General features: G+C 59.9%; 20 protein-coding genes. 3 read left to right on the top strand and 17 right to left on the bottom strand.

Annotated features, from left to right (window positions below; all coding sequences use genetic code 11):
• Nucleotides 1–41 precede the first annotated feature (41 nt).
• From VES88_05200 to VES88_05180, 5 genes are read right to left on the bottom strand one after another with little or no spacing between them, the layout of a single operon-like run.
• Nucleotides 42–1,064, bottom strand: coding sequence for a hypothetical protein (locus VES88_05200; GenBank protein ID HYN80878.1), 1,023 nt, complete (start codon nucleotides 1,062–1,064; stop codon nucleotides 42–44).
• A complete protein-coding gene (locus VES88_05195; protein ID HYN80877.1) occupies nucleotides 1,061–2,035 on the bottom strand; it encodes a GDP-mannose 4,6-dehydratase in 975 nt (324 codons plus the stop codon). Before VES88_05195 ends, VES88_05200 begins: the two co-directional genes overlap by 4 nt.
• 6 nt (nucleotides 2,036–2,041) lie before the next feature.
• Entirely contained in the window at nucleotides 2,042–3,499 is a 1,458-nt protein-coding gene (locus VES88_05190; protein HYN80876.1) for an MBOAT family O-acyltransferase, read from the bottom strand.
• 34 nt (nucleotides 3,500–3,533) lie between these two features.
• On the bottom strand, nucleotides 3,534–4,391 hold the full coding sequence (locus tag VES88_05185; protein HYN80875.1) for a hypothetical protein: 858 nt from the start codon (nucleotides 4,389–4,391) through the stop codon (nucleotides 3,534–3,536).
• Nucleotides 4,388–5,551 (bottom strand): nucleotidyltransferase family protein, encoded by a 1,164-nt coding sequence (locus VES88_05180; protein ID HYN80874.1) that lies wholly within the window; start codon nucleotides 5,549–5,551, stop codon nucleotides 4,388–4,390. The genes VES88_05185 and VES88_05180 overlap by 4 nt, the downstream gene beginning before the upstream one ends.
• Nucleotides 5,552–5,732: 181 nt before the next feature.
• Here VES88_05180 and VES88_05175 point away from each other — a divergent pair, with 181 nt between their 5' ends.
• Complete coding sequence (locus VES88_05175) at nucleotides 5,733–6,722, top strand: MauE/DoxX family redox-associated membrane protein (GenBank protein ID HYN80873.1); 990 nt, start codon at nucleotides 5,733–5,735, stop codon at nucleotides 6,720–6,722.
• Nucleotides 6,723–6,815: 93 nt separating this feature from the next.
• On the opposite strand, the gene VES88_05170 is transcribed toward VES88_05175, so the two are convergent.
• The 3 genes from VES88_05170 to VES88_05160 form a co-directional block, all read right to left on the bottom strand.
• Complete coding sequence (locus tag VES88_05170; GenBank protein ID HYN80872.1) at nucleotides 6,816–7,322, bottom strand: twin-arginine translocation signal domain-containing protein; 507 nt, start codon at nucleotides 7,320–7,322, stop codon at nucleotides 6,816–6,818.
• Between the two features lie 187 nt (nucleotides 7,323–7,509).
• Complete coding sequence (locus VES88_05165) at nucleotides 7,510–9,240, bottom strand: hypothetical protein (GenBank protein ID HYN80871.1); 1,731 nt, start codon at nucleotides 9,238–9,240, stop codon at nucleotides 7,510–7,512.
• A gap of 128 nt (nucleotides 9,241–9,368) precedes the next feature.
• Nucleotides 9,369–10,160, bottom strand: coding sequence for a CpsB/CapC family capsule biosynthesis tyrosine phosphatase (locus VES88_05160; GenBank protein HYN80870.1), 792 nt, complete (start codon nucleotides 10,158–10,160; stop codon nucleotides 9,369–9,371).
• A gap of 36 nt (nucleotides 10,161–10,196) precedes the next feature.
• Here VES88_05160 and VES88_05155 point away from each other — a divergent pair, with 36 nt between their 5' ends.
• Nucleotides 10,197–11,555 carry a hypothetical protein gene (locus VES88_05155; protein HYN80869.1) on the top strand — a complete coding sequence of 453 codons (1,359 nt, stop codon included), beginning with the start codon at nucleotides 10,197–10,199 and terminating at the stop codon, nucleotides 11,553–11,555.
• A gap of 11 nt (nucleotides 11,556–11,566) precedes the next feature.
• Nucleotides 11,567–12,658 (top strand): glycosyltransferase family 4 protein, encoded by a 1,092-nt coding sequence (locus VES88_05150; protein HYN80868.1) that lies wholly within the window; start codon nucleotides 11,567–11,569, stop codon nucleotides 12,656–12,658.
• On the opposite strand, the gene VES88_05145 is transcribed toward VES88_05150, so the two are convergent.
• The 9 genes from VES88_05145 to VES88_05105 all read right to left on the bottom strand — a co-directional run bounded on the left by VES88_05145 (nucleotide 12,637) and on the right by VES88_05105 (nucleotide 22,779).
• Nucleotides 12,637–14,190, bottom strand: a complete 1,554-nt coding sequence (locus VES88_05145) for a hypothetical protein (protein ID HYN80867.1) — start codon at nucleotides 14,188–14,190, stop codon at nucleotides 12,637–12,639. The genes VES88_05150 and VES88_05145 overlap by 22 nt on opposite strands.
• Before the next feature lie 96 nt (nucleotides 14,191–14,286).
• Nucleotides 14,287–15,483 (bottom strand): glycosyltransferase family 4 protein, encoded by a 1,197-nt coding sequence (locus tag VES88_05140; protein HYN80866.1) that lies wholly within the window; start codon nucleotides 15,481–15,483, stop codon nucleotides 14,287–14,289.
• A 20-nt stretch (nucleotides 15,484–15,503) separates the two neighbouring features.
• Nucleotides 15,504–16,727 carry a glycosyltransferase gene (locus VES88_05135; GenBank protein ID HYN80865.1) on the bottom strand — a complete coding sequence of 408 codons (1,224 nt, stop codon included), beginning with the start codon at nucleotides 16,725–16,727 and terminating at the stop codon, nucleotides 15,504–15,506.
• Between the two features lie 114 nt (nucleotides 16,728–16,841).
• Complete coding sequence (locus VES88_05130) at nucleotides 16,842–17,558, bottom strand: methyltransferase domain-containing protein (protein ID HYN80864.1); 717 nt, start codon at nucleotides 17,556–17,558, stop codon at nucleotides 16,842–16,844.
• Nucleotides 17,559–17,582: 24 nt separating this feature from the next.
• A complete protein-coding gene (locus VES88_05125) occupies nucleotides 17,583–18,593 on the bottom strand; it encodes a glycosyltransferase (GenBank protein HYN80863.1) in 1,011 nt (336 codons plus the stop codon).
• A 99-nt stretch (nucleotides 18,594–18,692) separates the two neighbouring features.
• On the bottom strand, nucleotides 18,693–19,928 hold the full coding sequence (locus VES88_05120) for a glycosyltransferase (protein HYN80862.1): 1,236 nt from the start codon (nucleotides 19,926–19,928) through the stop codon (nucleotides 18,693–18,695).
• A 28-nt stretch (nucleotides 19,929–19,956) separates the two neighbouring features.
• On the bottom strand, nucleotides 19,957–20,727 hold the full coding sequence (locus VES88_05115; protein ID HYN80861.1) for a methyltransferase domain-containing protein: 771 nt from the start codon (nucleotides 20,725–20,727) through the stop codon (nucleotides 19,957–19,959).
• Nucleotides 20,720–21,775, bottom strand: a complete 1,056-nt coding sequence (locus VES88_05110) for a hypothetical protein (protein HYN80860.1) — start codon at nucleotides 21,773–21,775, stop codon at nucleotides 20,720–20,722. Before VES88_05110 ends, VES88_05115 begins: the two co-directional genes overlap by 8 nt.
• A 68-nt stretch (nucleotides 21,776–21,843) precedes the next feature.
• Nucleotides 21,844–22,779: an alpha-1,2-fucosyltransferase gene (locus VES88_05105; protein ID HYN80859.1), complete on the bottom strand. Its 936-nt coding sequence runs from the start codon at nucleotides 22,777–22,779 to the stop codon at nucleotides 21,844–21,846.
• Nucleotides 22,780–22,909 lie beyond the last annotated feature (130 nt).

Genomic DNA, 22,909 nt, shown 5'->3' with positions numbered 1-22,909 from the left:
CGGAAGTCGGCGCGCCGGCAGGCGCCAGCAGCGTGAGACCCTTACCATCGACCGCGAACGCGCACTTCCCGAAGGATCTCGATCATCTTCAGCGTCCGCGGGCCCCGCCCCAGCTCGTTCAAGTGGTACCTGGTATCGAAGAACCAGCTGGCCGGATAGACGAAGTCCTTCGGAGTTCCGAGAATAGGAATCCGCATGTCGTTCGCGAGTCGCCGCCGGATCCCATCGATCGCTTCCGTGTTGACCGTGTAAGAGCGGTCGATATACGATGGAAAGAGAAAGTATGCGTGGGCCTGCCGCGCGCGGGCGGCGTCGCCGATGTCGTTCAGGTCGTCGAGTGTTCTCTTGTTGAATTCGGTCCGTGGTGGAAGCTGACTCACGTAGATCGAGTCGGGGTTCATGCTCTTTCGTCCGAGGTGACTCATCATGTCCCCGAACTGGTTGAACGAGCGGCGGTTGTAGACGGGGTTGGTGTCGGGCGGAAAGTATTTGTCCTTGACGCCAAACAGGTCTGCCACAGCCTGCAGGAATCCGCGGCGCGCATTCTCCACCCGCGGGCGGAGCACAATGTCGATCACGGAGTAAGACTTGATGAAATCACCGATCCGATCCGCCGGTGCGTACAGCAGCGCCGTGTTCAGCGTGTTGTCGCCTTCGGAGAACTTTCCGTAGAACTGGTCGTACTCCGGCGAGATGACGACAACGTCTCCGGGTCGGATGTATGGCTTGACCTGAGCCAGCATGTACCGGAGCCCGAGCCTCGCGTAGAGGCCCATGTTGACAACGTTAACATTGAGCGAGTCCCGCATCATCCGGCTGTCGATTCCGAAGGCCAGGTTCGATCCTCCGACGAGGATGATCTTGGGGGAAGGCGCTGTCCGGATGAGACGATCCTTCTCCAACACGGCCGCGAGGTAGTTGTCGTCACTTGCCCGTGTGTCGTAGCGGCTTATCAGAAACCCGCTGCCGACAATCGCCACACCGAGGAGAAAGCATTTGGCGAGGAAGCGCCGGACACGGTGCTTCCTCCGGTCGTCGGGCATCTCGAGCGCTCCAGCGGTCAACTAACCTGCTCGGCCAGCTCGGCCGCCATCATCATGTGAACCACGTCGTGCATGTGCGCCCGGGCGGACCAGCCCAGTCGCTCCCGGGCAAGCGCCGGATTGGCACGGGCGAAGTTGATGTCGGCCGGCCTGAACAACCGCCGATCCACATCTACGTGATCCTGCCAGTCGAGTCCAACCTCGGCAAAAGCGCGCGCGACGAATTCGGCAAGCGTGTGTGATTTCCCGGTTGCTATGACATAAGTCGCGGGCGCATCCTGCTGAAGCATCTTCCACATCGCCTCGACGTATTCCGGCGCCCATCCCCAGTCTCGCTGGACGCTCAGGTCGCCCAGCTGAAGCCGTTCGCCGCTTCCCCGGGAAATTCGGCACGCAGCAGCGACTATCTTCTTCGTCACGAAGCGCTCGGCGCGCAGGGGCGATTCGTGGTTGAACAGAATCCCGGTGCACGCATAAAGACCGTAAGCGTCCGCGTAGTTCGCCACTTCCCAGTGCGCGGCAGACTTTGCGACTGCATAGGGGCTGCGCGGCCGAAACGCGGTTTGTTCATCGGCCGGCTCGCGAGTATCCCCGAAGCACTCACCCGAGCCGGCATTGTAGAAGCGTACCGGCCGGTCGGTAAAGCGAATTGCTTCAAGCAGGTTGAGCGTGCCGACGCTGATGCTTTCCAGCGTCTCCACCGGCTGGTCGAAAGAGAGACCCACCGAGCTCTGGCCCGCAAGATTGTAAACCTCATCAGGCCTCACACGTCGAAGCGCCTGCAGGACGCTCCGGAAATCCGTGATCGTCAGCGACTCGAGGCGTACCGAGTCGAGCAATCCCAGCTTGCGCAGATTCCGGAAGCTCCTCGCCTCGGCGTCGCGCGATGCGCCGTGTACGGTATACCCGCGTGTGAGCAGGAGTTGAGCGAGATACGCCCCGTCCTGCCCCGACACACCGCAGATCAGGGCCGTTCTACTGGAGTCGCTCATGCGCTGTCAGAACTGAAAGTAGATGAAAGCCTTCGCTTCGTTGCTGACGCCAAGAAGCCAGATCGACATGCAGAGCAAATAATACGCGGGCCACCTGACCCACGCAGGCTGGATCGCAAAGCGGCGCGCTATGTCGACCCGAGCGCTGATCGCCTCGAAAAGCATCAAGCCGCCGATCAGCATCCCCGAGAAGGCGACCTGGAGCTTCGTGATCCCTTCAGCGCGCAGCCCGTCGGGAATAATCTGGTGAAGGGTTGGGCGGACGAGCATTTGAGAGATGATATGACCGGCGTCGCTGAGTGACCCGGCGCGAAAGAATATCCAGGCGAAACAGGTGAGCGCGAATGTCAGTCCGACTCTCGTCACCGCGTGGAATCGCGGATGGTCCATGAGGCCAGTCCGAGCGGCGATGCGCTCGCGCATGCCCTGAGTGGCGATCGAGGAGACGAGGTAGAACCCGTTGAGGGCTCCCCACACCACGAACGTCCAGTTCGCGCCGTGCCAGAGTCCGCTGAGGAGAAACGTTACAAAAAGGTTGAAATACCACCGCGGCTTCGGCACCCGATTCCCTCCGAGTGCGAGGTACACGTAGTCGCGGAACCATGTGGAAAGCGAGATGTGCCATCGCGACCAGAATTCGCTGATCGAGCGTGAAAGGTACGGACGGTTGAAGTTCCGCATGAGGCGGAATCCCATCACCTCCGCGGCGCCGAGCGCGATGTTGGAGTAGCCCGCGAAATCGCAATAGATCTGAAAAGCGAAGAATATCGTCGCGACGACGAGCGTGAGACCGTCGTAATCGTAGGGTGCGTTGTAGACCGGATTGACGTACTGCGAAAGACGGTCGGCGATGACGACCTTGAGGAAGAGACCCCAACCCATGCGTCTCAATCCGTCGGCGACGCGATCGTAATCGAACTCGTGGCGCTCGCGGAACTGCGGAAGGAGATTCTGCGGACGCTCGATGGGTCCGGCAACGAGCTGCGGGAAGAACATCACGTACAGCGAAAAAATTCCGGGATGGCGTTCGGCTTTGTGGCGGCCGCGATATACCTCGATCGTGTAGCTCATCGCCTGGAAAGTGTGAAACGACAGTCCGATCGGCAGGATGATGTCGAGCGCCGGCATGTCGTATGGCCAGTGGAAGACCTCCGCAATGGCGCGGGTGTTCGCGTTCAGGAAATTGAAGTACTTGAAGATCGCCAGCACGCCGACATTGGCGACGATACTCATGGTGAGGAACATCCGCCTTCTTTTTCCCTGGGAGTCCTCGATGAGTATCCCTGCCGCGTAGTCCACGGCGATAGTGAAGAAGAGAATGAGGATGTAGACGGGAATGAACGCCATGTAGAAGTAGCAGCTCGCCGCGAGCAGCCACGCCCAACGGGCCCGGTGCGGCAGGACGAAATAGATCGTCACGACGACCGGGAAGAAGATCAGGAAGGTGAACGAGTTGAAAAGCATTCAGGCGTCGTTCATGCGCGAGGGAAATTGCCGTTCAATCCTGCGCCCGCCTCACCCCGTGATCGTGGGAGTCCACAAGACTGGCTGCGCCGGGTCCGCTGGAGTAGGTGAGTGCATAAACGGGGACCGTTCGTGCAATCCCGGCCGCGCGCGAAACTGCAGCACCCTTATGATCCGCGAAATTGGTGCAGTCGCGGATCAGCTTGAACGCGGCATCACCCGGGGTTACCCGGCTGAGCTCAGCAGCTGCTCCTGCGCTGTACGCCGGAAAAACGATCGCGCCAATTGCAGCCGGGCCGCGCTGGACATGTTCCGGATCGATCATCACAGCCTCACGCTCGATTATGCCAATGGCGTTAGGCGGGACCTCGCGGCGAGGGTGAATCCGGCGGCGCGGAGTCTGTGGAAATGGTAGCACGACGTCAGCGTTCATCCTTATCGGCGCGATGTCGTCCGACAGGAACCGCCAGTCGCGCTCGCAAAGAAGGGTAACCAGCGTGCTCTTGCCATTGCCCGACGGGCCTGCGAAGAGCACTGCCTTTCCCGCTCGCTCCACTCCTCCGGCATGTACCCACATGAGGTCCTGCCGCGTGCTGATAAAGTGAAACAGAATTTCGGCCTTCATTGACTCGAACAGATATCGGAGCGAAGGAGCGTGACCGACCTCCCTGCTTCCGCGAACAGCGTATCCATTCCCGCTCCGCAGCACATCGAGGCGACCCATACTGGACTTCTCCTCCGGAACGAGCATGGCGGAGTATTCGTGGGTGAGAAACTCGCGTATCTCAGGCACGTCCGTCCCCACCGTGAGCTGGCGGCCGTCGAATTCGATACAGAGCTCCGACAGTGATTTCGCCCCGCGGCTCGCCTTCTTGGCCCGGACCCCAGTCACGAGGCGTGTGCAAGACGCCGGATTGCTTTCGCGGCGAGCCGGACCGGGCGGAATACGCGCTGCAACTGGCCACGGCTGCTGTCGCCCGCCGCGGGGACAAAGAAAAACTGCGCGCTACATGCGAGTCGATCGCTCATTCGCTCACGCGACAGGAGCCAGAATGCCAGCGGCTCCATGTAGTGATGGATATGTGCCATTCGCCGTGGAACAAGCCCACTTGAGGCGACCGCTTCCGAGGTGAGCCGCGCTCTTACGAGCGCCACGAGTCGCGCCGTCTCGCGCTCAGATCCGAAGGCTGCGGGCGGAAAGGGCGAACCCTCCTCCCCGAACATCTCGCGGACTAGGCGCAGCCCAAGAGCCAGAAGTCGTTTCGCATGAGCGTCGTTGGCGAGTCCCATCACTCGCTCCGCCTGCGTTGGAGTCAGACGGTCGGCGAGCTGGGCGATGTCGCAAACCCATCGAAAGATCCGCCACTCATGCTTTGCGCCGTGGGCGCAGAGGTAGAGGAAGAGATGTTCAGGCGCAAGCACTCTCATTTGCGAGTCCATGCACGGCGTCACCACTGCGTGGCTCCAGAGATCGTCCACGTCGAGATTGAATCGGAGATGACGGGATAACAAAGTCCAGTGAAGCTCCACGCTTGTTCGGGAATCGGAAAACTCCAGCGCATGCTGGCCGGCTATCAAGCCATTTTCTCGCTCAGGGCGATACCGGGCCGAGTACCCTCTACTGAGCACGAGGTCGCGCGCCCGGATGAGATCTCTCCGCCGCACCAGCAGGTCTGCATCGGCAAATGTGCGTCGTGAATAGTCATCGTACGCGGCGATCGCCACGGCCGGTCCCTTCAACACAATGGACGGAACGCCCGCCCGATCCAGACTCTTCACCAGTTGCGTGAGGATCAACGTACGCGATATCGCATACGCCCGGGACAGCTTTTCCAGTTCGGCCGCGCGGGAAAGCACCGCCGCCGGCATTGCCTCGAGTAATTCCGATCCTAGATTTCCGAAGACGGCGGGCTCGACCTGCCATTGCGTGGCGAGCGTCAGAACCGCTTCCCAGTCAATCCCTTCGCCGACCAGCCGATGCACGCGCTGCCGCGCTGCATCGCGAATCGGTATGCGGCTCAGGGCGATGACGAGCGCTGTTTCGGGTCTCATTTTCCGGGGTGCTGGGTCACATGTCTGCGAAAGGCGTTGCAAAATCCAGGTGGGGCGAAAAATCATCACCATCGCATCATTTCGAAAGTACACCGATTCCCTGTGGCCGAAGCATTCAGTCATTTCTCCGACGCGCGCCGTGGCAGCTCCATCTTTATTTTCCTTTGACCAGCTACCTGCTATGATTGTTTCCGGCGAGATGCTTTCTGGAGTTTCCTGGCTCGTGCTCGGCCCGTGGGTCGTTGGCGCGGTCTTTCTCTGGGGCGGAGCGATCAAAGCGATAGCGCCCCACGTTTTCGCCGCGCATCTGACACGACTTGGATGGATACCTCGCCGGCTCGTTCAACGCGCGGTATTAGCCGCTGCCGCGTTCGAGGGCGCCTTGGGAGTCGCACTGATCCTGAGAGTGGCGCCGGCCGTGGTGTTGCCCGCTACTGTCGTGTTGCTTGTTGCACTCACCGCCGTGAGCTGGTGGGGCGTAAAAAGCGGACAAACGACCGATTGCGGGTGTTACGGCGGATACGTAGTCCCTTCAATGTCCCAGAGCATCGCGCTCAACGCCGCCCTCGCCGCACTGGCGCTCTCGGCGTGGATATTTCTGCCTCCGTCGCCCGAGACGCTTCCATGGAAATTCGTCGCAGCGGCCGCGGTCGCGGTCGGGCTTGGCGCTTTCGCCTTTGCATCTCAGCAAACGCTTCGCCGGCACGGTCGGTTCATGATCGACATGAGCCCGCTTAAAGTCGGACGGCGCTGGCGGTCCGCGTGGGGCGCTGTCCCCGAGGACGAAACGGAGTTTCTGGTTTCTTTTCTGGGGCCTGACTGCCCGTACTGCAAGCAATGGGTGCGTGTGCTCAACGCCATTCAGCCGACCCCTGGACTACCCCGAGTGGCTGGGGTCGTCGCGACATCCAGGGAGAGGCTGGAAACATTCGTCGAAGCCGCGGGGATCCGTTTCCCGATTACGACCATACCGCAGACCCTCATGAATCGGCTGGTGTGGAGCGTGCCGACCACCGTGCTTGTGACAGGTGGAAGGATTCAAAAACAGTGGCGTGGGAACATGCCACCCGAGTTCTTTCACCGGTTCAGGCAAGCATTCTTCCCCGAGGCTGAAACGCCGCTGGAGCCAATCAATCGATTTGAGCAAGCGCCTGCGCGGCTGAGTACCTGACCTCTTCTGATCACGGATGCGTGCCACAGAAAAAGGGCCCCTCAAAGAGGGGCCCTTTTGCGAAAGTTCTGTTCGGCTGTAAAGAAGATGACCTCAGGGAGCCTGGCAGGTCCCCACTTCAGTGCCAGGATCCACGTCCTGACACGTATTGGGCGTGCAGCATGGTATCAGGTTGGGGTCACAGAGATGGTCGAGCGGAAGACAGGACGCCTGCGCATAAGCTGAGGTCGCGGTCAGCGTCGCGATGGCCGGAATCAGAAGCGCCGCTGCACCTGCCATTCCAACCTTCCGAAGCAGGTCGCGTCGATTGATCTCAGTGAGGGGCGCCACCGGAGCAGAAACGTCATCGAGGAGATCGGCCTTTCTCAGCTCGTCGAGCGAGAGCTGCAACAGGCTGTCGCTCTCCCCCGCGTTCATTCGGGTCGCCAGCTCCGCGACGATTCCCTCGCGGCCCCGGCCACCTTCCTCGAGGAGTTCGAACACGTGACCTGTCGTCGTGTCCAGAAGGTGCACGCGGTCGTCGCGAGCGTCGTAAATCAGCACCTGCCTGTCGAGCTGGTGACGGAGCAATCCGGGGCGAACGCGAGGAAGCGAATTCATATTTTCCATCTCCGCGGGACGTTGTCGTTGACGCGAGGGCGACTTATGGACCGTATTTATATGTGTTCCCGGCTCAGGGCGCAAGCATGGCCCGCTTTTTCGCAGATGGCGGGTGTCGGTAGAATCTCCTTTGTCGGGGAGACCCTGAACTTTCCGAGCCTCAGCGTGATCTACTTGCCGAGCGCTCTCATAGACCCGCGCCACGACGGAGCACGTAGACTGTCGTTTCGGTAAAGTCGCGCATGAACCGACTGCTGTAGAGCTTCTCCCGGGACTGATGCACTGGAACCAGCGTGCCCTGCAACATGGCTGATCTGACAGCGCGCGACATCGCCGAGCCGCCCATGAAGTCACTCCAATCCCGATCGTCGTAGATCAGGTAATCGTATGCCCCGTCACGCACGATCTTATCGACATCACCGGCTGACGCAACACGCGACCAATCAACAACACCACTGAGCCAGGGATCTGCTCGGCGATACCTCCGGTCGAGGTAATAACTGTGACCCGAGTACGCGACGACCAGGAAACGCGAATCGCGCGAAGTGTTGTGATTCACCCAGTCATAAACCGGATAATACCACGTGAACCGGTGGTACTCGGCGCGATTCCCGGTTACTGCGTAGCGGATGTAATCGCCGGAAAGAATTGCCGACACGGCGAGCATTGCGACGACGGCCGCCCCGAATGCGGTGTGCATCGCGCGGCCGGCGGCATGTCCCACTGTCCGCCCTTCGAGCGCGGCGGCCGCCAGCAGCGCTCCGATAGGAAGAAGTAGCAGGACGTGCTTCGGAAAGAGTCGCGGCTGTGCGATGGCCCATAGCACAAGGATCAATGTGCCAAAAATCGCGACGCGCCGATAACGTGCCGCGGGCGATGCAAGAGACGCGGGGACGAGCAGAACGAGGACGAGCGCCAGCGGCAGTACCAGAGGGGTCGTAATGAGCTCCAGGAAGCGCACCACGAATGCCCGAAAGTCGTACTGTCCGACAAGTGAAGTGGAGTACAGCGCCGCTACCCGATTGGCGTAATCGAGAGTTCCGTTGATCTCGCGGACGAACAGGGGCCATACGGGGTTGCCGAAGTCCCTAAGGTTGGCGACGTAAAAGGGGACGCATAGAACCACTGCCGCGACCGCACCCTTCGAAAAGCCAAGGGCCGTCCGCCATCCACGGGGCCGGAACGCCATACCGAGGAAGACGAGACTTCCCGCGATAGCGGCCGCCAGCATTTGATAGCGGCTCTGCGCGCCGATCAAGCACACGAACCCAACCAACGACGCATGTGATGACTTTTCATCGTCTGCCCGCAACAGCAGGACTGCGATCGAGTAAACAGCGAAGACCGCATACGCGTCCGCCGTTGCGCTCGAAAACACACGAAGGACGAATGGATGCGCCATGAAAGCCGCGCAGATCAACGCCGCCGGTGGTATCGTCCTCGCCGCACGGGTAATGCTGAGCAGTCCGCCGAGCATAGCGAGCCACAGCCCGACGTTGACGAGGGCGGCCGCCTGGGGCAGGTGCATCCGCTCGAAGGGCAGGTAATTGAGCGTCCATCCAAACGGAAACGCGTAGTGATAATCAAGAATGGTCTCCCAGCGGCCATCGCTGATTATCTGTCGTATGTGTGCCAGATGATATCGCATGACGTCCGCGTCTCGAGGCGGACCAATCGCGCCAATCCAGAGAAGCGCCGCGAGAGGAACTGCAACCATGCGCAGGAGCTGGCTCTCGCGCAGCGTGGCCCGATACTCGGCAGCGAGACCACGGATTATGCGCCACGTAACAGCTGGCCGAAGGGCGAGAGCCACGAGAGATACCGTGGCGACGGACAATATCGCTCCGTCAACTACGCCAAGCCGGGTGAGTACCGCGTAGGCGGCTGCTGTCAGTCCGCTCCCCGCGAGCAGCGACACCGGCAGCGTTAGGACGCTGTCATCAGCTGTTGTCCTGACAAAAAAAGAGCCAATGGCAATCCACGCGCTCAGGGCAAGAGCGGCGATCAGTGTCGCAATGACGCCCTGAATCAGTGGATGCAGATCGCTCAGCGTAATGACCTGGGAAGGAGTCGCCGCCAGAATGCCGCACGCTGCTCGAGGAGGGGTGGTACCGGCAGGGGCAGCTGGTCACAGAGCAGGCGCTCGGGGTTGGTCGCTGTCAGAGCGCGCAACTGGGATGCTCCTCCCCGTCGCTCGAACGCGTCGGCGCAAGGGCGGACTGCGCACTTGCCGCGCGAGTGATAGTCGCTCGAGAGGTAATCCACGCACCCGCGCTGGAGGAGACTCCACGCAATCGACTTAGCGGCAGCTCCATAATATCCGATGAACGAGCCGGCATTCACCTGGATCCGCGCGCCCGAGTCGCGCCAATCCTCAACCAGATCATAATTGGTCGGAATGTTCCTGTAGCGCTCGGGATGCGCGATTACAGGAATCCATCCCTTTCGCGCAACTTCACGAATGGCGAGCGTGCTGTGCGGCGGTATCGACATGAACGGAAACTCGAGAAGCACAAACGAGGTCCCGGCGAGACGCAGCCGCGGATCGGCAAAATCGGGCCGCGGGACATCCAGCATGATCTCAGCGCCACGCTCCACCCGCATCTGGGGGAACTCGGCCGACGCCAGCGTTTTCAGCGCGTGCCAGGCGTTATCGAGAACGTCGAGGTAGGCCTCGAAGTCACGGGGCCGATCGATCAGCGACGCGCGAAGGTGCGGGGTGGTGATGAGCGTTTCGACTCCATGCGATACCAGAACCGAAAGCCCCGACCGCGCTTCATCGATGTCGGCAGCGCCATCATCGACGGCCGGCATGAGATGGTTATGGAAATCCAGCATGTGGCGCAATTTAGCGTTGGTGTGGAACTTCCACGCATGACGGCTGCCGAAAACTCCGATCGCCCGCACGCTTCGCCGAGGCGCGCGGGGCTCCCGTGGGAGGGAGAGGGCGTGTTGCGGCACTGGCTGTTCCCGATGGTCTTGCTCGGGCTTGGCGCGTTGTACCTCCTGCAGACCCTGAGCCCACTGCGACTCGATAGCGATGCCGTGGACTACCTCAGCACGGCTGCGGCGATGGCCGACGGGCGCGCACTGCCAACGGTTCCCTTCCCGCCCGGCTACCCGGTAATCATCGCATTGCTCGACCGCACCGGTCTGGGATCGACTTTCTTCTTTATTCTTGCCAATTCCCTTTTTCTCGGGCTCGGAGTCTGGGCCACCTGGCGGATATTCGGTGATCGCGCGATTCAGGTGCGGATGTGGATTGTCGTCGCTACGCTTCTCCTCGTCCAGGTCGTAAGGAGTGTTGCTGCGCCGCTCCCCGAAGCCGCCTTTTTCGGAGCATCATTGCTTTCGCTGGCCGCAGCGTCGACGGCATTATCGGCCAACGGACTCAAGCGCTTGATGCTGTTCGGACTGTCGTTCGCCCTGGCCGGCCTGGCCGTCAGCGTTCGACTCGTTGGACTGGCGCTCATTCCCGCTCTGCTCTGGGGATGCCTCTCGGCGGTGCACGATGTGCGGCCAGCCTGGAGATGGAGACAATTACCCGCGGCCGCAACGATTTCTCTCGTCGTCGTTCTTGCGGCAGTGGTGCTGATTCTGTCGAGAACGGCAGCCTTTACCCATTACATGGTCCATCCACGGTTCTGGTACGTGCGTGGCGGTTTGAGCTCACCTGTCGTTGATCGGCTTTACGGAATGCTCACCGGCTTTGGAGAGCTGATCATCAATCTTCCCCTCTCACGGTTTCACGCTCTTCAACCGGTTTTCGCCGCGGCCGGTCTCGTTGCCCTGGTCGCGCTGATGCTCGCGCGGCAGAAGCCGTCCCGCCTCGATCTGGCCGGCGTTTACCTCATCTTTTATCTGGCGATTCTGGCCCTCTGGCCGTACGACTCGCCGCGGCTGTGGATGCCTATCGCGCCGCTCATCGTCGCCCATGTCGTATCGACGCTCGCTCGAGCTCCAAAAAGTCGAGCTGTACGGCTCTTTGTGCCGGTGTACGCAGCGTGGGTAGCGCTGACTGGAATTGTGGCGCTTGCTTACACGAGCAGAATCTCACTGAGCGGCGGAAACTTCGGCCGGCTCTACGGTACGGACGGTGGCATGGCGACTGCCGCGCTCCACACCCTCGGCCCCGCGGAGAAGCAGAAATACAACGCCCGGGCAGACAGCATTCTGAGCCGTTACGGCGGCGGCCGAGCGAACCGTGTTTACAACGCTCAGTCTCGACCGTAGCTGATGCATCCTTGAGAGTACTCGTCCTCGTCACGGACGCTTACGGTGGAACGGGCGGAATTGCGCAATACAACCGTGACCTGATCGCGGCGCTGGCTCGCTACCCGGACACGGAAAAGGTCACGGTGATCCCTCGGGTGATCGCCCGCGAGCCGGAGCCACTGCCGGCACGAACGACCCACCTTCACGGCGCCTCTCGGGGGAAATTGCAGTTCACGTCGACAGTTCTCGGCACAGCGGCCCGCGGAAACGTCGACTGGATTGTCTGTGCGCACATCAATCTCCTTCCAGCCGCAGTCGCAGCAGCAGCGCTATCCGGTGCCCGGATTATTCTTGTGACGTACGGCATCGAGGTGTGGTATCACCGCGGATGGATTACGCGACTGATGCTCGCCTTCGTGTTCGGGTTCGTATCCATCAGTGAGATCACTTTCGCGAAAATGCGCGCGTGGACGAAGGTTCCCGAGAACCGATCATTTCTCATCCCTAACGCGATAGACCTCGCGACGTATGCTCCCGGCACGAAAAACGAGTCGCTGATTGCGCGCCTCGGTCTCCAGGGCCGCCGGACATTACTGACCGTGGGGAGGATGGATGCGGCCGAGCAGGCAAAGGGATTCGACGAGATCCTCGAAGTGCTGCCTGCAGTTCGTGAAGAGATGCCCGACGTTGCATATATCGCGGTAGGCGACGGATCGGACCGTGCTCGACTGGAGGCGAAAGCTCGCGGACTCGGTTTGGAGGATCACGTACGTTTCGCAGGCTACGTAGACGAAGCGGAAAAACGCGATTACTACCGGCTGGCGAACGTGTTCGTGATGCCGAGCCGGCTCGAGGGGTTCGGTTACGTTTTTTTGGAAGCGCTCGCTGTCGGAGTCCCCGTCATCGCGAGCAAGATCGACGGCAGCCGTGAGGCGCTGAGGAACGGCACCTGGGGTTTGCTGGTAGATCCTGCGCGCCCCGATGAGCTCGTAGCCGCGATTCGCTCGGCGTTGCTCGATCCCGTCGTGCCTCCGCGCAGTGAATTGGAATACTTCTCGACCGCCAGTTTTGAGAAGCGCTGCCACGAGGCGCTAGCTGCCTACGAGGCTTTCGACAAATAGCCAATTGTGCGCTGCTTCCCTCCGGCTGTGAGCGTGCGATCGAGGAGGTAAGCGGACCCGCCAAGAACCGCCAGGATAGTGATTGACGGCCCAATCAGCATCACCCACGAAGCCTCGTAAACTCCGAGGGTTGACCAGACGATTACTGCTGTAACGCCGACGCGCAGCTCGTCGTGCCTTATGTGGCGATTCAGCCAGCGATAAGCGAAGCCGAGTGAAAGTCCCAGAATGAACATCGGGACGAACATGAGGGGAAGTCCGAAATCGACGTACGCTTCGCCAACATATCCGAACGCGAAGCTGGTGTTGATTTCGCGGCCTCCTACCCAAACTCCGGAATATTTTCGCACCTCGTCGCTCTGCGAGGGGAGCACCGGCTTGCTGGGAAAGAAGAGCCGCGGTGTGAGGACGTTCTCGATCGCGCCCCATAGGATTGCGCCGTTTTCGTGCGGCATGACCGCTGGTATCCGCTTGTACGCAAGTCCCGCGTAATAAATCGCCCACAGGCGTGAAACGAGGTTGTCGGCCTGGCCCTTCCATGCTCCAGCCCCCCCGGCGAAGGTGGGTCCGGTCAGCGAAATCACCGCGTTCAGACGTTCGGCGGGTGAGGCGGTGGCCAGGGCAGGCTGGCGGACGATCGGCTTGGCGGCAGTCCAGATCAGAGCGGCCGCCAACGCGAGCGCCGCGATGGACCCAATGAAAACCCACGTGCCGATTCTCTTCTTGTCCATCGCCCCGAAGATCGCAATCGCCGTGATTACGAGAGGCTCCCGAAAGCCTCCGTAGAATCCCGTGACCCCGAGAGCGACTTCTGTCGCGAGTATCGCTGCGATCAACGGCCAGCGCAGCCTCGGCGTCGTGAGTCGCGTCACGAGCAAAAACAGCAACACGTACCGAACGTGGCTGAAGACCAGGATTACCTGCGTCAGGCCACCCGTTGACAAGGCAACTTCCTGGAGGACTCCGGACAGGGCAACCGTGAGGACGTAGAAGACTGCGATCTTGAGCGTCGGCCAGGGGAGCAGGCGTTGAGCATTGGCGCGCAGTCGCTTCGCGCGGCCGAATCCTCCCGCCAGATAGAAGCCGGTAAAGAGCACCACGATGGACGTGAGGCCGATTACGGCCATTGGCCGGTAATCGTCCGAAAGCATCTCGATAACACGCCGGCCCGTGAACACGAAGTACAGAATCCCGGCGACGACCTGAAGCCACTGCATGCTGAACGCGGCAGCCACGATCGGAGGCCCCGGCTCCCGGGAGAGAAATTTCCAGGCCACGAAAAGAACGGCCAGGGCAACGCTGGCAATCCAATCCCCGGCTACAAGCCCTATCAGGGGAATCGCACCAAAGCCCGCCAACCGGAGAAGCGATCGGCGCACTGGTACGCCCGCAGGCCGCAATCGCTGCGACGACGGCGTCAACGCTGGATGAGGGGCTGAATCACCCCAGCCCGTCGGCAACGCTGCTGCCGGCGCCGGAATTACGGGCGGGTTGCCGGTGATGGTCATGATGGTGGGAACATGCTTAACCAAGCTACAATTCCGATGGGTTCCGAGGCAATCCGAAACGACACCGCGCTCAGGCCCGCGCAGGCACTCCTTATCCGAGCCAGGGCGGCACCAGTACGATCATCGGCGGCCGCCGCGCGACACCTGCGAGTGAAGCTTATTAACGGCGGCCGCGGTCGCGCTCACGAACTCGCCAATCGACCAGCCATCGATCAGCTGGCCGGCCTCTTGTCCCATCGATCTCAAATCTTTCGTGTTCGCCACACAGTAGGCCATCGCTTCTTCCAGGCTTGCCTTGTTGCCGGCTTCGAAGACAATTCCCGTCTTGAGCGGCTTGATCAGATCGAGTGCGCACCCGACGCGATCGCTCACGATGGCAGCTCTCTGGGCCGCCATCGACTCGTTCACCGCAAGTCCCCAGGTATCCCGCGCCGATGGTAACATTGTCACATCGCCAAGACGGTAGACGATCGGCATCACGCTCTGGTTCTGAAAACCGGTGAAGTGGACGTCCTCCCGCGAGTCGCATCGCGAACGGAGCGACTGCAACAAATCTCCGTCACCCGCAAAGACGAGATGCGGAACAGGGGGGACAGCGGACCGACTGATCCCAATGAACGCCTCCAGCAGCAGCTCGGGGTCTTTCCATCTGACAAGTTTCCCCGAAAACAAGAATACGACGGCGTCCGGCGAGATCCCTAATCGGGTTCGCCACTGGCGCGCCAACATCTCCTTCCGCGCGGCATCACTCGAGAAACGATCGTTGTCCACGGCGTGTGGTGCCCAGTGAAGCTGCTGCGGTTCAAGCCCGTGCGCCAGAAAGTACCTGCGGCTTGCCTCGCCCGGATACAGAGCCGCATCGACATTGCGATAGACCATTCGAAGCGCGGCGCGACGTGCAGCGCGACGCCACGCTGGTCGTTCGTCGAGGAGAGTCGAGTCCCCGCGAAACAGGATCGGAACTCGACCATGAAAATACCGGAGCGCCCGAAGGTGCGACGCATGTGCCCACCCGTACACAAGGAGCACGTCCGGTCGCCACGCAGAAATCGCGTCGACGACACCTGGATTGTCGATTCCCCGGAAATGATGCGTCCCAGGGTCTTTCGCCCTGTTGGGCAGGAAAGACGAGTCGTACCCGTCCAGCAATGGAACGTCCCAGGCGACCGTTCGGCCGAACTCCCGATCCGGTTTTATCGAGGTGCCCTCCCACTCGTAAAAAACCTTCACCTCGAGATCGGGGTGGCCGGCAAGACCCGCGAACGCCGGGGCGTTGTATTGAATCGGGTGTGTCGACAGAATCGCGAGCCGCACCATGGCCTGAGGGACTGCTCAGATTACGGGCAGACGCTGTCGAAGACTCTCGCCACTTTCCGGCTCATCGCCTCCGCAGTGTATGGCGCGAATCCAGCCCAGTCCGTACTGGGAAGTGCGTCGAATGCGCGATCCCGAAACCACAACTCAAAAATGCCGTCGGCGGTCTCCGCTGCATGGGACGCAACGTCAAAGCAGACTGAGACTCCGGCTTTCGCCGCGTGCATCACCTCGTTGCCGGAGCTCTCCGCGTGGAGCACAGTCAGGAGCGGCTTCTTCGCCAGTATGTAGGGGTAGAGCTTCGACGCGGTATATCCCGGATCGTCCCAGCCGAAAAGAAGCAATGCGTGCGCCTCCGTCAGACATTTCAAAGTCTCTAGATACGGAATGCGTTGCGGGTGCTCGGAAACGATGTCACCGAAGCCGAACTCTTGAGCAGTGGGAATGATCCGTCGAACTGCCGCTCCCGCCGGTGCGTAGTCCGTCCCCACGAAATGAATTCTGAGAGAGTCCTCCTCGATTATCCCTGCGTCCAGTGCACGCTTTAGCGCGAGGAAGAAGGGAATGATCGTGGAGCGTATTCCCGGAGGCGCTGTCCCCGCGTACAGCCAATGTCGCCGGCCATCGGAAGGGTCAAAAATGCGCTGCGAGCGGGTGATGCGCTGCATCAGGTCGAAATCACGGAGCGACCCGCCAAAGGGAATAATTGAAAATCCGGCAGGTGAGAGGAAAGGATATCGTTCACAGAGATCGTCTCTGTATTTCGGAGAGACTGAGATGACATGTGCTGCCGCCCTCAACGTGCGACCCTCGGCCGCAGCGGCGATCATTTGAGTGGCGCGATGCTTGACCATCCCTCCGGGCGGCGGGGTCCCGGTAATCCGATAGTGATTGTTCACCCACGGGTCCTGCAGGTCTACCACGAACGGTACGCCGTAGCGGCGCTTCCATCTGGAGCCGAGCGGAATGACGCCGAATTCAGTCGTGGAAAAGAAGACCAGATCGAAATGGGAGGCCTCGATAAGCGCGTCTCCGTTTTTTCGCAGCGATGCACCTGCCCGGATACCCAGGCTGCCGAATCCGAACCTGCGCGTCAGTTCCTGCGGCACGGCGCGGCAGCGCACGATTTCCGTCCCTTCAGGGATCGTCAAGAGGAGATCGTCTTCGAGCGGCGCCTCGACGTAGCGAGGATCGACGGCCATCACCACTGCGTGCCAACCGAGCTCGGAAAGGCTTGGAAGCATCATCCGCACACGTTGATGATCAGGAGCGCTCGTAGGAGGAAACCTGGGACTGATGACCAGGACCCGTTTGGCCCGCGAGGCGGCTCCGTTCTCGTTCGTCATTCCCGAGCTCGGACGTTATTTCGTGGCTTCCGCATAGATGCCATTTTGTCGGTGGTACTCTCTGTCGATCGGCCCGCCGGGAAATTCACCTTTGGCGTACTGCACTCGCTGGCATCGACCAAACCCCGCGTTCTTAAGAAGCCTTTCGAGACGCTCATAGTCCCAGCCACCGTAATGCTCGTATCCCTGCTGAAAGACGTGGTTGAGAGCTTCCATTTTTCCAGGGTACACCTCTGCCCAGTTTTCGCCACCGTAACTGATTTCGTTCAACGCTTCCCACCCGGGGGATAAGTACGCTCTGACGAAGAGCTCGGCGTCGGGCACGATGACACGAAGTATCCCGCCTGGCTCGAGCGCTCTGTAGCAGTCGGAAAGAAAGGAATTCAGCTCATCGAACGGATCGAGATGCTCGAGGAACATTTCAACGTGAATTCCGCGACATGACGCGTCCGCGAGAGGTAGGCGCCGCCGACAGTCCGCGCGAACGTACACGTTTTGCAGTTGGTGAAGATCCAGGTTGATCCAACCGTCGGGCTTTCCATAAGGTCCACATCCGACGTTGACCAGAAGAGACTTCTTCGCCTTGAGACGCCGCACCCGGGCTACATAGCCGGGATGAACCAGGTGAGCGATGCGAACCCACATCGCATTGAGCTCCAGGCGAAAATGATCGAAAACGTGTCGGGAAACCGGGACGGAGCGGAAAACAAATTTCCCGATTTTCTGTTTCAAGGTCATCCTGCACCAAATCTCACCCTAGTGAGTCTCGGAATAGATCGCCAGGTACCGCGATGCAATTACGTGATCGCTGAATTCCCGGACCGCGGCAGCGCGACATTCTGCTCGTGAGAGCTCGCCGAGCCGGGCAACGTCGCGAGCCATCTCTTCGGGTGACGTACTGATGAAGCCTGTTTTTCCCTGGATGATTCCTTCCGGAATTCCGCCTCCGGGAAACGCGAGCACGGGAGTGCCGCATGCGAACGCCTCGGGCAGCACGACCGGGAACGGCTCTTCCCATTGAACCGGAAGAAGCAGGGCCGCTGCCTGTCCCAGCAAAGCATTTTTCTGTGTGTCGTCCACTTCTCCTATATAACGAATCTGTCCGGCGTCAAACTCCGGCTCGAGCTCTGAATGGAAATATTCCCGCTCCTCAGGGAGCGAGGAAACGTTACCAGCGATTACGAGATTCCGGCCCGAGAGCTTCGCTGCCCGAATTGCATTGTGCGCCCCCTTGCAGCGTTCCAGACGCCCGAGAAAAACCAGAGGAGCAGATGCGTCCACTATTGACGCGAACGTGAATCGTTCCACTGGGGCGCAGTTGTATACGGTCCGCCAATCACCTCCGCCTCGCGCTCCCGTCTTCGCTATCGCATTCGATACGGCGGTATAGGTGAGGTTTCGAACCCCGATGCTGTTCAGCAGCTGAACGTTTCGAGATCTTACCCGACGCATGTACGTCTGAATCTTTCGAATCCTGTTCCAGGCCACCGGCAATAGAAATGCGAGGCGACCGAAGTTGTGCAGCACATCGTGCCCGCCGATCTCCTGCCGCAGCACGGCATTCACCTCTTCAATCAGCGAATAGTCAAGTCTCGCCGATCCGTTGCCGTTTTTTCCGAAGGTCACCAGCCTGTCAGGGGATTTGGAATTCGGTCCCGCGACAAGAGTCACTCTGTGTCCCATCGAGCTGTATCGGCAGGCGATGTCATAGATCACTCTCTCAATTCCGCCGTAGTGTACCGGCGGAACGGGAAGAAACGGGTCCATCAGCAGGAGAATGCGCAGAAAATCAGCCGGCCGGGGTGGACCACGGAAAGAACAGCGTCAGCATGGAAGCGCTGTTGCCAATTGAAGAGTCGGACTGTCTCAGGCGAGGGCCCGGGATACTTCGCCCACGATCGCGGCCCGCTGCTCCGCCCAGGAAAACCGATGATTGAAATGTTCTCGCGCTGTTTCCCTGATCTTCATCAGGAGAGTCCTGTCCGACACCAACGCGGTAATCGCGCCGGCCAGCTCGGATGCGTTGCCCTCGTGAACCAGCATTCCAATTCCCGGTGCTGCCGAGAAGACCTCACGCTGACCGGCAGTGGCTGTTGCAATTACAGCCAGGCCACCCTGCATGTACTGAAAAAGCTTGTTCGTGATGGTGAGGTCCCTGCTTCGGGTCGTCGAAGACTCCAAGGCGAGCCCCACATCGTGCTCTGCGATCCGCCGGGGCAGCTCCTCGTTGCTCACTGTACCGTGAAAATAGATCCGATCGCGCCATCCCGGGGGAATCTGGGACTGAAGCGCTGCTTTCACTTGCGCTGTGACAGCTCCTCTTAGATGGATTTCACACGGGACCTCGACCCGTCGCAGCGACTCGAACAGAAGCTCCAGCCCCCGGCCGGGGCCAATGGTCTGGGAGAACCAATGGAGTGACACCTGCTCACTCGAAACGCGATCGCGCCCCGGTTTCGTGGCGCCGCGTGTACTGTCTGGCGGAAAAACATTGTATACCGTCGCCGGGGTTCGGGATTCGTATTCGGCTGCGAGTGCCTTCGCCAGAGCGTTTGAGGTTGTCACCAGGTAGGCACACTCGCGTACGTGTCGCCGCTCGAGCTCCTTGATTCGCGTTATCGGCTTGAGCGCCCGGTCGTGACCTGCGAGATCTTCGGAGAACCAATCCTCGAAATCAGCACCCACGTTCATGTTCCGGTCGAGGAGCCTGTCTCCGACCCATAGGCCCGCTTCGGAATGCACGATCGTCAGCTCTGCCTCGAGTTTCAACGCTGTCGCCAGCATCTCCGAGTGGCCGTAGCCGTGGATTGCCGGCAGAACCAATCCCAGCCGTTTGAAAAGCTCACGGGCGGCGCGCGTTCGAGCGCGGACCTGAATGTTCTTGATACGTCCCCGCAGGGTGCGGGGCCTGAAATCGAGAATCGGCCGGAAAGTCCAGGGCTTGCCTGCATAGATGGCCCGATCTCTGGATTCCGACAGCGAGTCAAACCATACACCGCCGACGCTGACCTCATGGCCAATATCGGCGAGAACGTCCGCTTCCTTCTGCGTTCTCGGGTTCGTCCATAATGGCCCACCAATGAGGATCAGTATTCTTGCCAAACTCAACAGCTCAACGGAACAGGATCCTTCATCTCGAGGGAATCTCGCCATCATTGCGCTGGGCAATCACAATTATGTTGCCGCAGAGCTGAGGAAACGCGTCCGCCAGCTTTTCCGAAACATGTCTGAGAACGGGAAAACGCAGCAATCTCTCGGGCAGGAAGCTGACACCGATGCAGCTACGCACGACAAACCCGTGCTCCGACAGGAGTGCTTTCAACTTCGCGAGGTTGAACAGCCGCACATGGTGAATCACGTTGCGATACTCCAGCGAGGCAGGGTAAACACCAAACGGCACCAGTACCCTGTTCCGGAGAGAATTTATGTTGGGTGTGCTGAGCACAAGATACGCGCCGGGCATTGAAACGCATTTTACCGCCCGGAGAAACCTGTCTGTGTCCGTCATGTGCTCGATGACTTCGAGGGCCGACACGAATCGAACACTTTCGCGGCGCAAATATGACGGCCACTCGTCACCCGCCAGGTCGGTCTGATAATAACGAAAGGACGTGAACGGCATCGCCGCTTTCAGGTCCCAGTCATCCATGCCGATCCATGTACCGTCGTGCACGCGGGATATCACCGCGAGAAACTGCCCATGATGACAACCCAGATCCAACCACGTGTCGCTCTCAGCTGGAGCGACGCCGGCTGTTTTCAGGAGCTCGATGATTCGGCAGAACCGGTAATAGGGATCCGATAGTCGAAGCCTCTCCGCAGAATCCTCTACCTGGAACTTCCGACTCACGAATTGAACCACGCGGTTGTTTTCCAGCAGCGTAGTGTATTCGTCAGGCATCAGATCGCGGATTCGAGGGGAGCGATTCGGTGGGCGCACCTGAAGCCCGGTGCGGAAACGCTGGAAGAGCGAGCGCCTCGTCAGTGACAGACCGGTGGATTTCCAGCATCCTTTCCGTCGACTTTTCAATCGAAAGGCAATCGAGAACGAACTGACGGGGTGCAAAGTCTCCGGACGCGACGCCTTCCATGAAAGACTCGAACTTCTCGGGGAACTCGTTGAGTTCTCTGAACGTACTGCCGCAACGTCCATCGAAAAATGGCACCGAGGTGGCTGGGACAACTGGCATCCCGTACGAAAAGCGGCTTGGGTCGAGCCAGACTCCGGGATTCCACGCGATCACAGGAATATTGCTGGATAAGCACTCCTGGTAGGCGAGGCCCTGACTCTCGTGCGCGGAAAGAAACAGCATCGACTTCGCTCTGCTCAGCGCGCTCCTGTATTCCGCAGGTGAATAATCTCCGTACCTGATTTCCAGGGAGCTGTATCCCCTGGAGTGGAGATATTCCCTGACGGGCTGGAGTAGCTCGGCTTCGAATTTCCTCCTTTCGAAATAGAGCTTGTCGTAGATGAGGACGTCCACGTCCTTTTCCGCCTTCAGCTCAATCCACTCCCGGGTATCGATTCCTGCCGGCCAGAGATCGAAGATCGCGGGATCATAGATGCCGAAGGCTTTTGCGAGGTCGAGAACCCATGCGGAATGCTGCAAATACTTTCGCACGTTGTGATCGCGGCAGAGACTCGGCAGCTCGGGTGGCAAAGGCCATCCAATCGCCGCAATGACGGGGGTGCCACGCCTGAGCCCTTCCACGCCTTTCGCGCCGAGTCCGAAGGATATGACAGGTGCCGATCGCGGGACGAGTATTGGCAGCGGGTTGAAACGGTAGCGTATCTGCCGCCGCTCGAGGCCGCGCAAAAAGTTGCGAACGACCATCTGCATTCCACTTGGGTAGCGCGGCTTTCGGGGCAAGGTGCTTCGAGCTATTGCCCTTATGAACCGATCGCCGCGCACCCACCGATCCTCTGCCTCTCTGTAGAAAACGTCCATCAGCGAACGAGATCAGTCAGCAGAAATTCTCCCTGTATCGGGGTCGCTTTAGAATCAGCAAGCCGCAGCTATGCCTCGGTACGGTCGTCGTGGAATACGAAAGCCGGTTTCGCCTGGGACGATCGCCGCCGCAGGAATGGAAAAAGGCGCGCAACCCGGCGCTTCGCCTCGACGGCTGAGTGTGCCAGCCTGTTTTGAATTCGTTCGCGCAGAAAGACACTCCTGTAAGCCTCACAGTCGAGAAACCGGTATCGCTGCTCGGGCACCTCGAGATTCATGTTGCGGCTGATTGGATCCGTCGCCGACCACATGCCGCTCGCCGGACGAGGACCTATGACCTCAGCAGCGTCGGAAAGGAAAGCTGCCCACCACGCGAACGAGCTGTTCGACATGACGATCTTGTTGAACTTCCGGATGAACATAAGATTGTCCAGAGCACCCGATAGATAGGCTGGACCAATTTCCCCTCGTTGGAAGCTTCCGGCGCGGACGACGGCAGAGTGCCGGCGGCTGAATTTCTTTACGAACGGATCGTCCGGCTCGTTTGTGCAGACGAATACTCTGTCATGTGAGATCGACGACAGTGCATCTTCGTAGTAGGAAAGGGGAAGCCCGTAACGAGGTATATAGTCGCGACCGCGTCTTATGCTCACTACTACGTCGTCGCTCGTTACGTCGGAGGGAATGTTGTCCTCGACAGACAGCCATTCTCTGATCCGGTTGCGGTGCGGAAGGTAGTATTCGTATCGTTGAAAATATCCGGTAAGCAGCAGGAACTGCGGTCTGTCCGGCGCTTCGAGAAAGGAGAGGTCGGGCTTCTGCCCCCGAAGGACTAGTGGCTCGCGATCCGAATAGTCCGCTCCCCTGACCGTGTCGCGGGTGCCGGACATACCCGGAATCGGCGGTGCCTCGAGACGATAGACCAACCTTTCCGCCAGGATACGACCGAAACAATACTGGAAAAGCCAGTTTCCGAGATTCCCGTCATAAACGACTTTTACCACCGCCAGGCCCCCAGTGCATTTTGAGCTGTCCTACCCTCCTCCAACGAAAACTGCCAGGTATTGCCTGAATCACACACGCGGCTCTGCTCTGTCGAGCCGCGGCCGACTCCATCATCCGCATCAGGAGAGT

It is taken from the genome of Gemmatimonadaceae bacterium (assembly GCA_035633115.1).
In the GTDB taxonomy this organism is placed as follows: Bacteria; Gemmatimonadota; Gemmatimonadetes; order Gemmatimonadales; family Gemmatimonadaceae; genus UBA4720.
The sequence above is the reverse complement of the archived record's forward strand: the minus strand, read 5'-3'. Positions and strand labels throughout refer to the sequence as shown.

Bases quoted from the DNA above. Each gene is read 5' to 3' on its own strand.
- VES88_05195 (HYN80877.1), bottom strand. From the start codon at position 2,035: ATGAGCGACTCCAGTAGAACGGCCCTGATCTGCGGTGTGTCGGGGCAG.
- VES88_05190 (HYN80876.1), bottom strand. From the start codon at position 3,499: ATGCTTTTCAACTCGTTCACCTTCCTGATCTTCTTCCCGGTCGTCGTG.
- VES88_05180 (HYN80874.1), bottom strand. From the start codon at position 5,551: ATGAGACCCGAAACAGCGCTCGTCATCGCCCTGAGCCGCATACCGATT.
- VES88_05175 (HYN80873.1), top strand. From the start codon at position 5,733: ATGATTGTTTCCGGCGAGATGCTTTCTGGAGTTTCCTGGCTCGTGCTC.
- VES88_05170 (HYN80872.1), bottom strand. From the start codon at position 7,322: ATGAATTCGCTTCCTCGCGTTCGCCCCGGATTGCTCCGTCACCAGCTC.
- VES88_05160 (HYN80870.1), bottom strand. From the start codon at position 10,160: ATGCTGGATTTCCATAACCATCTCATGCCGGCCGTCGATGATGGCGCT.
- VES88_05155 (HYN80869.1), top strand. From the start codon at position 10,197: ATGACGGCTGCCGAAAACTCCGATCGCCCGCACGCTTCGCCGAGGCGC.
- VES88_05140 (HYN80866.1), bottom strand. From the start codon at position 15,483: ATGGTGCGGCTCGCGATTCTGTCGACACACCCGATTCAATACAACGCC.
- VES88_05135 (HYN80865.1), bottom strand. From the start codon at position 16,727: ATGATGCTTCCAAGCCTTTCCGAGCTCGGTTGGCACGCAGTGGTGATG.
- VES88_05125 (HYN80863.1), bottom strand. From the start codon at position 18,593: ATGGACCCGTTTCTTCCCGTTCCGCCGGTACACTACGGCGGAATTGAG.
- VES88_05115 (HYN80861.1), bottom strand. From the start codon at position 20,727: ATGCCTGACGAATACACTACGCTGCTGGAAAACAACCGCGTGGTTCAA.
- VES88_05110 (HYN80860.1), bottom strand. From the start codon at position 21,775: ATGGACGTTTTCTACAGAGAGGCAGAGGATCGGTGGGTGCGCGGCGAT.